This window comes from Pseudooceanicola sp. (assembly GCF_029213205.1).
GTDB lineage: Bacteria > Pseudomonadota > Alphaproteobacteria > Rhodobacterales > Rhodobacteraceae > Pseudooceanicola.
On sequence record NZ_JARGNH010000008.1, the window covers coordinates 97,089 to 110,869 of the forward strand.

Below are 13,781 nucleotides of genomic sequence, written 5' to 3' on the forward strand. Positions count from 1 at the left end.
GGTCAATACACACCGCCCTTGTCCACGCGTTGCGAGAATTCGGTCTCGCCGCCCGCCGCCAGGGTCGTGGCCTGCGCCACCCAGCCATCGCGGCTGACCCGGCCTTTGAAGCCCTTGAGATTCTGATCGACCCAAGCCACCTCATCCGCGCCCCAGGCGGCCACCTGATCGAAATGGTAGATGCCAAGCTCGTTCAGCAGGATTTCCAGCTTCGGCCCGACGCCCTTGATCCGTTTCAGATCATCCGCCACACCGTCGCGCGCCGCGCTCAGCGCTTGGGGTTTCCGTCCCGCCTCGCCTGCATCGCTGGCAGAAGCCGCAGCCGGCTTCGCCTCAGCGGGTTCTTCTGCCGTCTCAGCGGGCTCTTCTGCCGCGTCCTCCCAGGCCTTGTCGCCCTCGGGCGCGTCATAGGCCGCGGCGCTGGTGGCGGCGGTCGACATGCCCTCTTGCGCCTCGTCATATTCGGCGGTGGCGCCATCGGCTGGCACGATTCCGGCGGCGCGGCTTGACGTCGCCCCGGTCGCCGCATCACTTGCCTCCGGCGCGGGTGCGGCAGTTGCAGTCGGCGCTGGTGCGGCAACCGGAGCAGCCATCGCACCTGGCGACATCCCCCCGGTTTGAGATCCTGCCGAGTCCTGTGACCGCTGCGAAGCGCAAAAGAATCGGATCAGCAGCAAGGCAACGGCACAGCCCACCAGCGCAGCGATCACCAGGGCGACCAGAATCCAGACAGCTGGACGCATCGCGCTGTAGGCAACGATCGCCACAACCACGCCGATGATCCAGCAAATCGCCGAACACCGTCCTTCTTTTGTCTGCAAGTCCATAGTCTCGCCTCCCCTCAGCGATCACATCGTCGGTTTGGTACTATTCGTAGACGTCACCCTTTTTGACCCGTGCTGAAAACGCGGTCTCGCCGCCCTTTGCTAGAATCTTGGCCTGATCCACCCAGGTGTCACGGCTGACCCGGCCCTTGAAGCCCTTGAGGTTCTCATCGACCCAGGCCACCTCGTCCGGGCCCCAGGCCGCGATCTGATCGAAGTGGAAAAAGCCCATCGAATTCAGCAAATCCTGCAATTTCGGCCCGACGCCCTTGATCTGTTTCAGATCATCCGGATGGTCATCGCGCGCCGCTTTCAGCCCTTCCGGCTGGCGGCCTACGGCATCCTCGGCAGTCGGCGCGGTGGTCGCGGCCGGAGCGACCTGTTCCTCGGCCTCAGCCGTCGCCGCCTTGCCTGCGCCACCGGTCCGCCAGGGGGTCAACAGCGGCACCTCGGTGCCATCAATCCGCTTGACGGTGTCGCCCAGATCGACCGCCCGTTGAGCCGAGGCGTTGTATTGCTTGCGCCCGCTTTCGTAATCCTTGAGGCTGGTCAGCCCCGACAAAGGTTCGGCCGCAAAACGGCCATTCTGCGGCCCCGGCACCGGCACCTTGCCCGCGGCCAGCTCGTCCAGGATTTCGACCAGCCGCGCGGCGGTCAGATCCTCGTAATAATCCTTGCCGATCTGCGCCATCGGCGCGTTCGAACAGGCGCCGAGGCATTCGACCTCTTCCCAGGAGAACTTGCCATCCGCCGACAGCGTATGCGCCTTGTCCGCGATCTTTTCGCGGCAAACCCCGATCAGGTCCTCGGCACCGCAGATCATGCAGGACAGGGTCCCGCAGATCTGAATATGCGCGACCGAACCAACCGGTTGCAGCTGGAACATGAAGTAGAAGGTCGCCACTTCCAGCGCCCGGATATAGGCCATGCCCAGCATGTCAGCGATCTGTTCGATCGCCGGGCGGCTGAGCCAGCCCTCTTGTTCCTGCGCGCGCCAGAGCAGCGGAATGATGGCGCTGGCCTGACGGCCTTCGGGGTATTTGGTGATCTGCGCCTCGGCCCATGCCAGATTGGCGGGCGTGAAAGCAAAGCTTTCGGGCTGATCGTGGTAGAGGCGTCGCAACATGGTTCGAACGATCCTTTAATTCACCCTTGAGTCACCGGGTGCCGCTTAGGCGCAGGCGCCTGTGGTCAGGCGGACACCACCGCCCTCTGTCGGTTCGGCCGCGCCGGCAGCCATACGAAATTGTCCCATCTGAATGGTCTGTTCGCGGGTCATCCCGGTTTGCAACTCGACCGCCAGATATTCGCGCTCGGTGCGCATCTCACAGCCGACCGAGGCCACCGCCGCGTCATAGAGCGCCGCTGTTTCAGGCCCGACCCCCTGCGGCGCCATCGCGCAGGCACCGGTCAGACCCAGCACCGCGGTTGCCGTCGCAAAGCGCATCAAGTTGCTCATTCGGGTCCTCCGATCACGCCGGCCCGGCCGAGGCGGCACCGGTGTCGTTGCGGTTGCGGCATGACCAGGCATCAGCGATCAATCTCCCCGAACACCACATCCAAGGTGCCGATGATCGCCGCCACATCGGCCAGTTGGTGGCCGCCTGCAACATAATCCATCGCCTGCAGATGCGGGAACCCCGGCGCGCGCAGCTTGGCCCGGTAGGGCTTGTTCGAGCCGTCGCTGACCAGGAACACGCCGAATTCGCCCTTCGGCGCTTCGACGGCGACATAAACTTCGCCTTCGGGCACGTGGAAACCCTCGGTGTACAGCTTGAAGTGATGGATCAGCGCCTCCATCGAGGTCTTCATCTCGCCGCGTTTCGGCGGGGTGATCTTGCCCCGGGCCAGAATATCGCCCTGGCCTTCGGGTGCGCGCAGCTTTTCAATCGCCTGCAGGATGATGCTGGTCGATTGACGCATCTCCTCCATCCGGCAGAGGTAGCGGTCATAGCAATCGCCATTCTTGCCGACGGGGATCTGGAAATCGAATTCGTCATAGCATTCATAGGGTTGCGCACGGCGCAGGTCCCAGGCCAGGCCCGATCCGCGCACCATGACGCCGGAAAAGGCCCAGTTTTGAATGTCTTCTTCGCTCACCACCCCGATATCGCAATTGCGCTGTTTGAAGATCCGGTTTTCGGTCAGCAGCGCGTCGATATCATCCAGCCGTTTCGGAAAGCGTTTGGCCCAGGTTTCGATATCGTCAAGCAATTCGGGCGGCAAATCCTGATGCACCCCGCCGGGGCGGAAATAGGCGGCGTGCAGGCGCGCGCCACAGGCCCGTTCGTAAAAGATCATCAGATCTTCGCGTTCCTCAAACCCCCAGAGCGGCGGCGTCAGCGCCCCGACATCCATCGCCTGGGTGGTCACGTTCAGCAGGTGGTTCAGGATCCGCCCGATCTCGCAGAACAGCACCCGGATCAGCGAGGCGCGACGCGGCACCTCGACCCCGGTCAGTTTTTCGATGGCCAGACACCAGGCATGTTCCTGATTCATCGGCGCGACGTAATCCAGCCGGTCAAAATACGGCAGGTTCTGCAGATAGGTCCGGCTTTCCATCAACTTCTCGGTGCCACGGTGCAGCAGGCCGATATGCGGATCTGCCCGCTCGACAATCTCGCCGTCGAGCTCAAGCACCATCCGCAAAACCCCGTGCGCCGCAGGGTGTTGCGGGCCGAAGTTGATGTTGAAGTTACGGATTTTCTGTTCGCCGGTCTCGATGTCGGCAAAGCCTTTGGAGCCGTCCATCATTGGTCAATCCCCGGAATCTTGATTTTGTCACGAAACGCCATCACCCAGAGCAGCACAAAGATGCCAAAGGGGATGATTGCGATCAGCGCCGCCCATTGCGGCAACCGGAACTGCGGCACCAGAAACCACATCGGCACCACAAAGAGAACGGCAAAGAAGATATACATCATTGCGCAATCCCAATGCTACGTGAACCAGAGCCCACTTTGTAGTCGAACCTCAGACCGCGGAAACCAAAGCAAAAATACCGTCGCAATGAACCGATGGCCACTTCGTAAACTTCGGATTTTTTTTTAAAAACCTCAGAGACAGTGACGCCCAGACCAAGTGCCGCGAGCACAGCTTGAACGAGATCGAAACTCAACCACTCGATCATTTCGCTGACTCCCTTTTGTCATCGCCCTTTTTCTCATCGCCCGGCAGGATGTATTCCGCCCCTTCCCAGGGCGACATGAAATCGAACTGACGGTATTCCTGCACCAGGCTCACCGGCTCATAGACCACCCGCTTGGCGGCCTCGTCATAGCGCACTTCGGTATAGCCGGAGGTCGGGAAATCCTTGCGCAGCGGATGGCCGCGAAAGCCGTAATCGGTGAGGATACGCCGCAAATCCGGGTGGCCGGAAAAGATGATCCCGAACATGTCAAAGACTTCGCGTTCGAACCAATTGGCCGACGGGTGAACCGAGGTGATCGACGGCGCCATCTCATCCTCGCGCAGGCTGACCCGCAGGCGGATGCGCTGATTCTGATACATCGACAGGAAGTGATAGATCACATCAAACCGCTTGGCCCGGTCCGGGTAATCAACCCCGGTGATATCGACCAGGGTCGAGAATTTGCAACTGCTGTCGGCACGCAGGAAATCGACCAGGCCAACGATATTGGCCGGGGCGACATCCACCGTCAGCTCACCACGGGACACCGCCCAGCCAAGCACGCAATCCGCGCGCTTCAGCTCGATATGGGTGCCGAGTTCTTCGAGTGCTTCGCTCATCACGATCCCCTGCCCCTAGCGGGCGATTGTCCCGGTGCGCCGGATTTTGCGCGCCAGCTGCATGATACCATAGAGCAGCGCCTCAGCGGTCGGCGGGCAGCCCGGTACATAGATGTCGACCGGCACGATCCGGTCACAGCCGCGCACCACCGAATAGCTGTAATGGTAATAGCCGCCGCCGTTGGCGCAGGATCCCATCGAGATCACATAGCGCGGCTCCGGCATCTGGTCATAGACCTTGCGCAGCGCCGGGGCCATCTTGTTGGTCAGGGTGCCGGCGACGATCATCACGTCGGACTGGCGTGGGCTGGCGCGCGGTGCGATGCCAAAACGTTCGGCGTCATAGCGTGGCATCGAGGTGTGCATCATCTCGACCGCGCAGCAGGCCAGGCCAAAGGTCATCCAATGCAGGCTGCCGGTGCGGGCCCAGTTGATGATGTCCTCGGACGAGGACAACAAGAATCCCTTGTCCTGCAACTCACGATTCAGGTTCTGGGTGGCGACCTCTTTGTCGGCGCCTGCGGTGTTGGTGCCGGTTTGCACCCCGGTCATTGCCATTCCAGCGCCCCCTTCTTCCATTCGTAGGCAAAGCCGATGGTCAGCACCCCGAGGAACACCATCATCGACCAGAACCCGGCCATGCTGACATCCTTGAACGCCACCGCCCAGGGGAACAGCATGGCGATTTCCAGATCGAAAATGATGAACAGGATCGACACCAGGTAGAACCGCACATCGAATTTCATCCGCGCATCGTCAAAGGCGTTGAACCCGCACTCGTAGGCAGACACCTTTTCCGGGTCGGGATTGCGCACGGCGACGACAATCGCGGCAAGGATCAGAACCAGCCCCAACCCGATCGCGACGGCCAGAAAAACGAGAATGGGGAGGTACTCCCGCAGCATCTCTTCCAAGGTCGGCTCCTTTGCTTGCGCGGCCGGGCAATTGGGCCCGCGATGCCTTTGTCTGGGTTTACTCCCGCCCCTTGGCAGGGTCAACCAATCCCGGGTCATTTCGCTGCGCTGAAAAAGCACGCCGCCGGATTGCCATATCCGACGGCGATTCGGGCTCCCGCAGCGGCAATATTCACCGCTGCAAATGGCTTGCCCGCCATAAGCCTGGGAACGGACAGCGTCCTACCCCGGTGGGTTTTTGGCGGTGGGCGGGCGTGACGATGCGCGCCCGCAACAGGGCCTGGCCGATGTTAGTCCAGTGTCACCTCTGCCCTCTCACCGGCAATCACCTCAATCGTGGTTTCCTTGACAACATCGCTGTCCTTGTAGGTGGCATGGGCCAGGTATTTGCCCGCGGCCAATGTCCACTGATGCGCCTCGCCATAGGCGGATTGCACCCGTTTCTGCTTGCCGTTGATGTCCTTTTTTGCCTCGAACAATTGCACCCGATAGGCGCCCGGTGTCGCCAACGCCAGCACCCCGGCATTCATCACCACCTGCAGTTCCACCCGCTTGCCGGCCTCAACCTTGAATGGCGGGCTGGTGACCTCGGCGGTGCCGAGCTTGGCGAAAAGCACATAGTCCCCGACCGGCATGTCAAAGGCGCGCGACCCATAGACCGAGTGGATGTTCTTGCGCCGGCCCTTGAGATCGACCTCAGCACTTTGCACGATAAAGCGGACATCGTTGTTTTCCACCGCCGGACCGCCCTCGGCATAGAGCGCTTTCGGATAGACCACGCCAGCCCCGACAATCAATTCGCGAGCTTCGCGCGCCCCGGCCTTCAGCATGAGGGTCTCGGTTGCCTCGGCCCCGGCATGAGTCGCCAGGATCCGCAATTCACCTGCCGGCATGTAAAACGCGCTCTGGCCGTAACCGTTGGCGCGTTTGCCACCGGAAAACACCTGTACCCGCACAGCCTTGTTCGGCTCAGTGGCATCAGGCGCGGTTTTCGGGGTGACGGTGATATGGCCGACGTTCAGCACCACATGGCTTTCGGTCAGCTCGTTCGCGGCGACATGCACCGGCAGCACCAGGTCGATGACCTGGGCAAAGCTCACCTTTACCGCGTAATCGCCTGCGGGCAATTTCGCATCAAGCCCGGCACCATAGCTGTTCTTGATCCGGTCGCCGCTGGGCTGGCCATCGGCGCCTGCGGCATAAATCTGCCAGCGCGCGCGCTCGTCGACCTCACTCAGATCCGGTCCGTCTTCGGAGAGGGCCGCGCTGATATGCAAGGTGACCGCCAGATCCTCGGGTTCCGGCGCCGCGGCGGGTTCCGGGGCGGGCGCCGGGGCTGGATCGGCCACCGCGACCACGGTTTCGGTCAATGCCGCGCTCAACTGTCCAGCATCGCTGGCCTGAAAATAGCTGCCGCCGGTTTCTTCGGCCAGACAGGCCACCTGCGCGCCCTCGGCATCGGTCAGACCAAAGCCAACCACATGGGCGGTGAAATTGACGCCGAGTCGCTCCAGCTCGCGCCCCAGGGCGCAGGGATCGGCGTCACAGGTTTCCAACCCGTCGGTCACCAGGATGACGGTGGATTTGCTTTCGGTGTATTTCAGGGTCTCGGCGGCCAGACGCACCGCGTCGGTCAGCGGCGTCTTGCCCTTGGGGCTGATCCCCTTGGCGAAATCACCGATCGCCGCGCCGGTGCCCTTGGCGGCCGGAACCGCCACTTCGATATCGGCGCAATCGCCCTTGCTGCGGTGACCATAGACGATCAGGCCAAGCTCGCTCTCCGCGGGCACCGCGCCCAGCACATCGCCGAGCACCGCGTGGGCGATTTCAATCTTCGACTTACCCTCGATCTGGCCCCACATCGACCCCGATCCATCGAGCACGATCATCGACCGGTTTTCGGCCAAGCCGGGCAGTGCCAAAATAAGCCAAGCCAGCATCGCAAATATCATTCTGACAAACATCAAACCATCCTCCAAAATGCAATTGGTGGCACGATAGTCCGGTTTTTAACATTCGTGAATGCTGGAATACCTGCGCTTTGCTCAGCTCCGCCAGCTTGGCTTGCGGTTTTCAAAGAACCCACCAATCCCCGAGATCAGCCCGGATCACGCCAGCGATTGACGATCGGATAGCGCCGGTCCAGCCAGAACGCACGTTTGGTCAGCCGGGTGCCCGGCGCCGATTGAAAGCGTTTGTATTCGCTGATGTAGAGCAGATGCTGCACCCGCGCCGCATCGGCCGGGTCAAAGCCGGCCGCGATGCAATCGGCAACCGAGCCGTCGAGATCGACCAGGATATTCAGGATCGCATCGAGCACCGGATAATCCGGCAGGCTGTCGCTGTCCTTTTGATCGTCCCGCAATTCGGCCGAGGGCGGCTTGGTGATGATCCGGTCGGGGATCACCTCGCCCTCTGGGCCCATCATCCAGTCACGATGATTGGCATTGCGCCAGCGGCATTGTTCGAACACCCGGGTCTTGTAGAGATCCTTGATCGGGTTATAGCCGCCCGCCATATCGCCATAAATCGTCGCGTAGCCGACTGCGACCTCGGATTTGTTGCCGGTGGTCAGCAGCATTTCGCCGAATTTATTGGACATCGCCATCAACAACAGCCCGCGCAACCGCGACTGGATGTTTTCCTCGGTCACATCCGGCGCGGTGCCCGCGAACAGCGGCGCCAGCGTCTTGGTGATTGCCTGCCGCCCCTCGGCGATCGGCACGAAATCATAGCGGCAGCCCAGGTTCTCGGCGACCGCCTTGGCGTCCTCCAGTGAATGTTCCGAGGTATATTCCGAAGGCAACATCACACACCGGACATTCTCAGCCCCCAGCGCATCCACCGCGATGGTGGCGACGATGGCGGAATCGATGCCCCCGGACAGGCCCAGCAGCACCTTGCCGAATCCGGACTTGGCGCAATAATCGCGCAGGCTTTCGACCATCGCGCGATAATCGCTTTCCCAGTCATCCGGCATATGCGCCTTGTCGCCGGGCAGGATGCGCCAGCCCTCGGAGCCGCGCTCAAGATCGACATGGTGCAACATCTCGTCGAACATCGGCAGGTGAAAGGCCATCTCGCCGCCCGGGTTCAACCCGAAGGAGCCGCCGTCGAACACCTGATCGTCCTGACCGCCGACCATGTTGAGATAGATCGCCGGCAGCCCGGTTTCGACCACCCGTGCCACCATGTGGTTGTAGCGGGTGTCCATCTTGCCGCGATAATAGGGGCTGCCATTCGGCACCAGCAGGAATTCCGCCCCGGTTTCGGCCAGGGTCTCGGCCACTTCCGAATGCCAGGCATCCTCGCAGATCGGGCTGCCGATGCGGGTGTCGCCGATCGCGTAGGGCCCGCCCAGCGGTCCGCTGGCGTAGAGGCGCACCTCGTCGAAAACCGTCTCATTCGGCAGGTTGTGTTTCAGCACCCGGTGGACCACCCGGCCGCCGCTGCAGATGTGATAGGCGTTATACAGATTCGCCCCCTCGATCCAGGGGCCGCCAATTGCCAGCGCCGGGCCATCGGCACAGTCCACCGCCAGCGCCTCGATCGCCGCGATCGCCGCCTGGTGGAACACCGGTTTCTCCACCAGATCCTGGGTGTTGTAGCCGGTCGCAAACATCTCGGTGAAGGCGACAAGGTCGGCTCCCGCCGCCTTGCCCGCCGCCCAGGCCGCGCGTGCCTTGGCGATATTGCCCGCAATGTCGCCCACCACCGGGTTCAACTGCGCCAGCGTGATCCGGAACCTGTCAGCCATTGCCCTGCCTCATCCATTCTGCCCCGCGTCATAACTTCACCACGGCGCGAGGGAAAGCCGATTTGCCGGAAAGGCGTTGTAAGGTGCATCCCTGTCATTTACGGTTTCGACACCGCGCTGGCGGGCAGGTTTCGGGGATGGATATGGCTGTGACGCGGATGGCTTTGGTGAGATCGGGAATTCGGACCACGCTGCTGTGTCTGGCGCTGGCACAGCCCGCCCTGGCCCAAGACGGCGCGGTGCGCACCAAACAATATGACGATGGCGGCGTCTATGAGGGCACCTTCAAGGACGGGCTGCAGCATGGCACCGGCACCTACCGGTTGCCGAATGGCTATGAATACACCGGCGCGTGGGTCGAGGGCGAAATTCGCGGCCGCGGCGTCGCCCGCTTCCCCAATGGCTCGGTCTATGAAGGCGAATTCGCCAAGGGCAAGCCGCATGGCATCGGCAAGATCGTCTTTTCCGATGGCGGCACCTATGAGGGCGAATGGTCCGAAGGCAAGATCATGGGCCAGGGCCTGGCCAATTACGCCAATGGCGTGCGCTACGAGGGCGGCTTTCGCAACGCCATGCACCATGGCCGTGGCCGGATGGAAAGCCCGGGCGGCTATGTCTATGACGGCGAATGGGTGAATGGCGTCAAGGAAGGCCGCGGCACCATCACCTATCCGGATGGCGCGATCTATGAGGGCGACATCGTGCGCGGCGCCCGCGAAGGCCAGGGCAGCCTGAAAATGCCTGACGGGCTGGTCTATGAAGGCACCTGGAAGGACGGCCAGATCAATGGTTCCGGCACCCTGACCCAGCCCAATGGCGATGTCTATGAGGGTGAATTGGTCGCTGGCCGCCGCGAGGGGCTGGGCAAGGTCACCTATGCCAATGGCGACATCTATGAGGGCGAGTTCAAGGGTGACCAGCGCCATGGCCAGGGCATCTTTAGCGGGGTCGACGGCTATAAATACGACGGCAATTGGGTGGCCGGGCGGATCGAGGGCGAGGGCCGCGTCGTCTATCCCGACGGTTCGGTCTATGTCGGACAATTCCGCGGCGATCTGGCCGATGGCAGCGGCAAGATCACCTATCCCGACGGCGCCACCTATGAGGGCGAATGGCGCGATGGGGTGATCGAGGGCAAGGGCATCGCCACCTATCCCAACGGGCTGATCTATGACGGCGAATTCAAGAACGCCAAGAACGACGGCTTTGGGGTGATGACCTATCCCGACGGCTATCGCTACGAAGGCCATTGGAGTGCCGGACAACGTCAGGGCCAGGGCAAGGCGATCTATCCCGACGGCACCGTCTATGAGGGCGATTTCGAAGCCGGACAGCGCCATGGCACCGGCAAGATCGTGATGCCGGACGGGTTCAGCTATGCCGGCGACTGGAGAGATGGCGAAATCTCGGGCCAGGGCGTGGCGACCTATGCCAATGGCGATGTCTATGAGGGCGAATTCCGCGACGGACGCCGTCAGGGCAAGGGCACGATGCGCTATGCCTCCGGCGAGGTGGCCGATGGCAAATGGGAAAACGGCGCGCTGAGCAAGTGATCCGGCACCGCCACACGGCGCGCCTGCGGCGCATTGCTGGGCTGATTTTAGGGGGCGCTGCCCCCGCTGGCCTTGCAGGCCAGCCCCCCGGGATATTTTTGACCAGAGGAAGATCAGACGCGCCGAGGCGTCCGCCCGGCTTCTCCTGGTTTCAAATATCTTCGGGGGGTGGCGTGGCCCGCGGCCGCGCCTGAGGGGGGCAGACAGCCCCCCTTCTCGTCTGAAGCAAAGGAAATGCGCCGCAGGCGCTCCGTTCGGCTCAGAGCCCCGCGTAGATCGTCGCCAGCCTGGCGATCGCCTGGTCGGGCGGCAGTTCCTCGCTTTCGCCGGTCCGGCGCGAGGTCAGTTCAACCACGCCGTTTTTCAGCCCGCGCGGCCCGACCGTGATCCGCCAGGGCAGACCGATCAGATCCATCGTCGCGAATTTGCCCCCGGCGCGCTCTGACGTGTCATCATAAAGCGCCTCAAGCCCCAGGGCCGCGACGCTGTCATAAAGCGCGTCACAGGCGGCGTCGGCCGCAGCGTCGCCGGATTTCAGATTGACGATGCCGACATGGAAGGGCGTCACCCCTTCGGGCCAGATGATGCCCCTGTCGTCATGGCTGGCCTCGATGATCGCGCCCAGCAGGCGGCTGACACCGATGCCATGACTGCCCATATGCACCGGTTGTTTCACCCCATCCTGCCCCTGCACCGTCGCCCCCATCGGTTCGGAATATTTGGTGCCGAAGTAAAAGATCTGCCCGACCTCGATACCGCGCGCCACCCGGCGACGCGCCTCGGGGACCTGGGCAAACAGGGCCTCGTCGTGGGTTTCGTCGGTGCGGGCATAGCGCGAGGTGAACTCCTCAAGCACCGCCTGGCATTGTTCGACGTTGTCGTAATCGATGTCACGGTCACCGAATTTCAGGTCGGTGATCTCGCTGTCGTAAAACACCTCGCTCTCGCCGGTGTCGGCGAGAACCAGGAATTCATGGGTGTCATCTCCGCCGATGGGCCCCGAGTCGGCGCGCATCGGGATCGCTTGCAGGCCCATCCGCTCGTAGGTGCGCAGGTAGCTGACCAGGTGGCGGTTGTAGGCGTGCAGCGCGTCCTCTTTGGTCAGGTCGAAATTGTAGCCGTCCTTCATCAGGAATTCACGGCCCCGCATCACCCCGAAGCGCGGGCGCACCTCGTCGCGGAACTTCCACTGGATGTGATACAGCGTCAGCGGCAGATCCTTGTAGCTTCCGACATGGCTGCGGAAGATGTCGGTGATCATTTCCTCGTTGGTGGGGCCATACAGCATGTCGCGGTCATGGCGGTCGCGGACGCGCAGCATTTCCGGGCCATAGGCGTCATACCGCCCGCTTTCGCGCCACAGATCCGCCGGTTGCAGGGTCGGCATCAGCAGCGGGATATGTCCGGCGCGCTGCTGTTCCTCATGCACGATCTGTTCGATCCGACGCAGCACCTTGTAGCCCAGCGGCAGCCAGGAATAGATCCCCGCCGCCTGTTGCTTGATCATCCCGGCGCGCAGCATCAGCCGGTGACTGACGATCTGCGCCTCGGCGGGGGTTTCCTTGAGAACCGGCAGGAAATATCGGGACAAGCGCATCTGGGACCTACGGAATGAGAGTGTGGGAAGAGAATGAACTTTCGGCGGTTTAGGCCAAAGCCAACCGTCAGGCAATCGCGCGTGTTGCAAATCGCGGCGTGATCGGCCCGTGGCACCCGGACCGCTGCAGCCGGTCAGCCTGGCAAGCCACCTGCGGGGTCCGCGCCGTCGCACCCGGGGGGGTCAGACGCTCCGGATCAGGCGTTCAACCTGCCGTCGCATGGCCAAGGGGGTTGAATTCGGCGGCCCCTGAGGTGAGATAGGCCGCAACGCGAAAGGTGTATCATGGCGCTGCCGGTCCGAGACCAAATGAAATACTGGGGCATCGCCGCGGCGGTGTTCATGGCCATGCTCTGGTGGCTGGGCGATGTGATCCTGCCCTTCGTCCTGGGCGGCGCGGTGGCCTATTTCCTTGATCCGGTGGCGGATCGGTTGCAGCGCGCCGGGTTGAGCCGGGCGGCCGCGACCGCCGCGATCACCATCGCCGCCTTGGTGGTCTTTGTCATCATGGCACTGCTGGTGGTGCCGACCCTGATCAATCAATCCCTGGCCCTGGTCGACACCGCGCCGCAATTGTTCCGTAACCTGCAGGCGTTTCTGACCGAGAAATTCCCGCAATTGCTGGATGAGGGATCGACCCTGCGGCAATCGCTGATCGCGGTGGGCGAGACGATCCGCGACAAGGGTGGTGAATTGCTGAACACCGCGCTGTCCTCGGCGGTGACGCTGCTGAATGTGGTGATGCTGCTGGTCATCGTGCCGGTGGTGGCCTTTTACCTGCTCTATGACTGGGACCGGATGGTGGCGCGGATCGATGAATTGTTGCCGCGCGATCATGCGCCGGTGATCCGGCAATTGGCCCAAGAGATCGACCAAACCCTGGCCAGCTTTATCCGCGGCATGGGCACCGTCTGTCTGATCCTGGGCACCTATTACGCCATTGCGTTGATGCTGGTCGGGTTGCAATTCGGGCTGGTGATCGGGGCGCTGGCCGGGCTGATCACCTTTATTCCCTATGTCGGCGCCCTGTTTGGCGGCGCCCTGGCAATCGGGCTGGCATTGTTCCAGTTCTGGGGCGACTGGCTGTCGATCGGATTGGTCGCGGGTATCTTTGTTCTTGGCCAGGTGATCGAAGGCAATGTCCTGACCCCAAATCTGGTCGGCAACAGCGTCGGGCTGCACCCGGTCTGGCTGATCTTTGCGCTGTCGGTGTTCGGTTCGCTGTTCGGCTTTGTCGGGATGCTGGTGGCGGTGCCGGTGGCGGCCTCGCTGGGGGTGATCACCCGCTTTGTCCTGGACCACTACAAGGGCAGCCGCCTCTATCACGGCCTCGACGACCCGCCCGGGCCTGACGACCTTTGAGCAGAGCGCGCTGTGAGACGACCG

Annotated in this window: 14 protein-coding genes; 2 read left to right on the top strand and 12 right to left on the bottom strand. The window is 62.4% G+C overall.

Translation table 11 applies throughout. The features are described from left to right. Positions 1-2: 2 nt before the first annotated feature. The 11 genes from P1U48_RS18190 to P1U48_RS08740 form a co-directional block, all read right to left on the bottom strand. Positions 3-827 carry an endonuclease gene (locus tag P1U48_RS18190; RefSeq protein WP_366142872.1) on the bottom strand — a complete coding sequence of 275 codons (825 nt, stop codon included), beginning with the start codon at positions 825-827 and terminating at the stop codon, positions 3-5. A gap of 40 nt (positions 828-867) precedes the next feature. Next, entirely contained in the window at positions 868-1,950 is a 1,083-nt protein-coding gene (nuoE, locus tag P1U48_RS08695) for an NADH-quinone oxidoreductase subunit NuoE (protein ID WP_301068566.1), read from the bottom strand. A gap of 45 nt (positions 1,951-1,995) precedes the next feature. Next, positions 1,996-2,283 (bottom strand): hypothetical protein, encoded by a 288-nt coding sequence (locus P1U48_RS08700; protein ID WP_301068567.1) that lies wholly within the window; start codon positions 2,281-2,283, stop codon positions 1,996-1,998. A 71-nt stretch (positions 2,284-2,354) separates the two neighbouring features. Further along, positions 2,355-3,575 carry an NADH-quinone oxidoreductase subunit D gene (locus P1U48_RS08705; protein ID WP_301068614.1) on the bottom strand — a complete coding sequence of 407 codons (1,221 nt, stop codon included), beginning with the start codon at positions 3,573-3,575 and terminating at the stop codon, positions 2,355-2,357. After that, entirely contained in the window at positions 3,575-3,748 is a 174-nt protein-coding gene (locus tag P1U48_RS08710) for a hypothetical protein (RefSeq protein WP_301068568.1), read from the bottom strand. The genes P1U48_RS08705 and P1U48_RS08710 overlap by 1 nt, the downstream gene beginning before the upstream one ends. Beyond that, on the bottom strand, positions 3,745-3,954 hold the full coding sequence (locus P1U48_RS08715) for a hypothetical protein (RefSeq protein ID WP_301068569.1): 210 nt from the start codon (positions 3,952-3,954) through the stop codon (positions 3,745-3,747). Before P1U48_RS08715 ends, P1U48_RS08710 begins: the two co-directional genes overlap by 4 nt. Next, positions 3,951-4,574, bottom strand: a complete 624-nt coding sequence (locus tag P1U48_RS08720) for an NADH-quinone oxidoreductase subunit C (protein ID WP_301068570.1) — start codon at positions 4,572-4,574, stop codon at positions 3,951-3,953. Before P1U48_RS08720 ends, P1U48_RS08715 begins: the two co-directional genes overlap by 4 nt. Positions 4,575-4,589: 15 nt before the next feature. Continuing rightward, the gene (locus P1U48_RS08725) at positions 4,590-5,126 is read right to left on the bottom strand and encodes an NADH-quinone oxidoreductase subunit B (RefSeq protein ID WP_301068615.1); all 537 of its coding nucleotides are present in this window, start codon (positions 5,124-5,126) and stop codon (positions 4,590-4,592) included. Next, positions 5,123-5,488, bottom strand: coding sequence for an NADH-quinone oxidoreductase subunit A (locus P1U48_RS08730; RefSeq protein ID WP_301068571.1), 366 nt, complete (start codon positions 5,486-5,488; stop codon positions 5,123-5,125). Before P1U48_RS08730 ends, P1U48_RS08725 begins: the two co-directional genes overlap by 4 nt. Before the next feature lie 290 nt (positions 5,489-5,778). Continuing rightward, positions 5,779-7,428 (bottom strand): VWA domain-containing protein, encoded by a 1,650-nt coding sequence (locus tag P1U48_RS08735; RefSeq protein WP_301068573.1) that lies wholly within the window; start codon positions 7,426-7,428, stop codon positions 5,779-5,781. 158 nt (positions 7,429-7,586) lie between these two features. Beyond that, complete coding sequence (locus tag P1U48_RS08740; protein ID WP_301068574.1) at positions 7,587-9,245, bottom strand: NAD+ synthase; 1,659 nt, start codon at positions 9,243-9,245, stop codon at positions 7,587-7,589. Between the two features lie 158 nt (positions 9,246-9,403). Between P1U48_RS08740 and P1U48_RS08745 the strand changes: the two genes are divergently transcribed. Further along, positions 9,404-10,798 carry a 2-isopropylmalate synthase gene (locus P1U48_RS08745; RefSeq protein ID WP_301068575.1) on the top strand — a complete coding sequence of 465 codons (1,395 nt, stop codon included), beginning with the start codon at positions 9,404-9,406 and terminating at the stop codon, positions 10,796-10,798. 259 nt (positions 10,799-11,057) lie between these two features. Here the strand turns inward: P1U48_RS08745 and proS are convergent, their stop codons facing one another. Then, positions 11,058-12,395, bottom strand: a complete 1,338-nt coding sequence (gene proS, locus P1U48_RS08750) for a proline--tRNA ligase (protein WP_301068576.1) — start codon at positions 12,393-12,395, stop codon at positions 11,058-11,060. A 285-nt stretch (positions 12,396-12,680) separates the two neighbouring features. On the opposite strand from proS, the gene P1U48_RS08755 reads away from it, so the two are divergent. Continuing rightward, complete coding sequence (locus tag P1U48_RS08755; RefSeq protein ID WP_301068577.1) at positions 12,681-13,757, top strand: AI-2E family transporter; 1,077 nt, start codon at positions 12,681-12,683, stop codon at positions 13,755-13,757. Positions 13,758-13,781 lie beyond the last annotated feature (24 nt).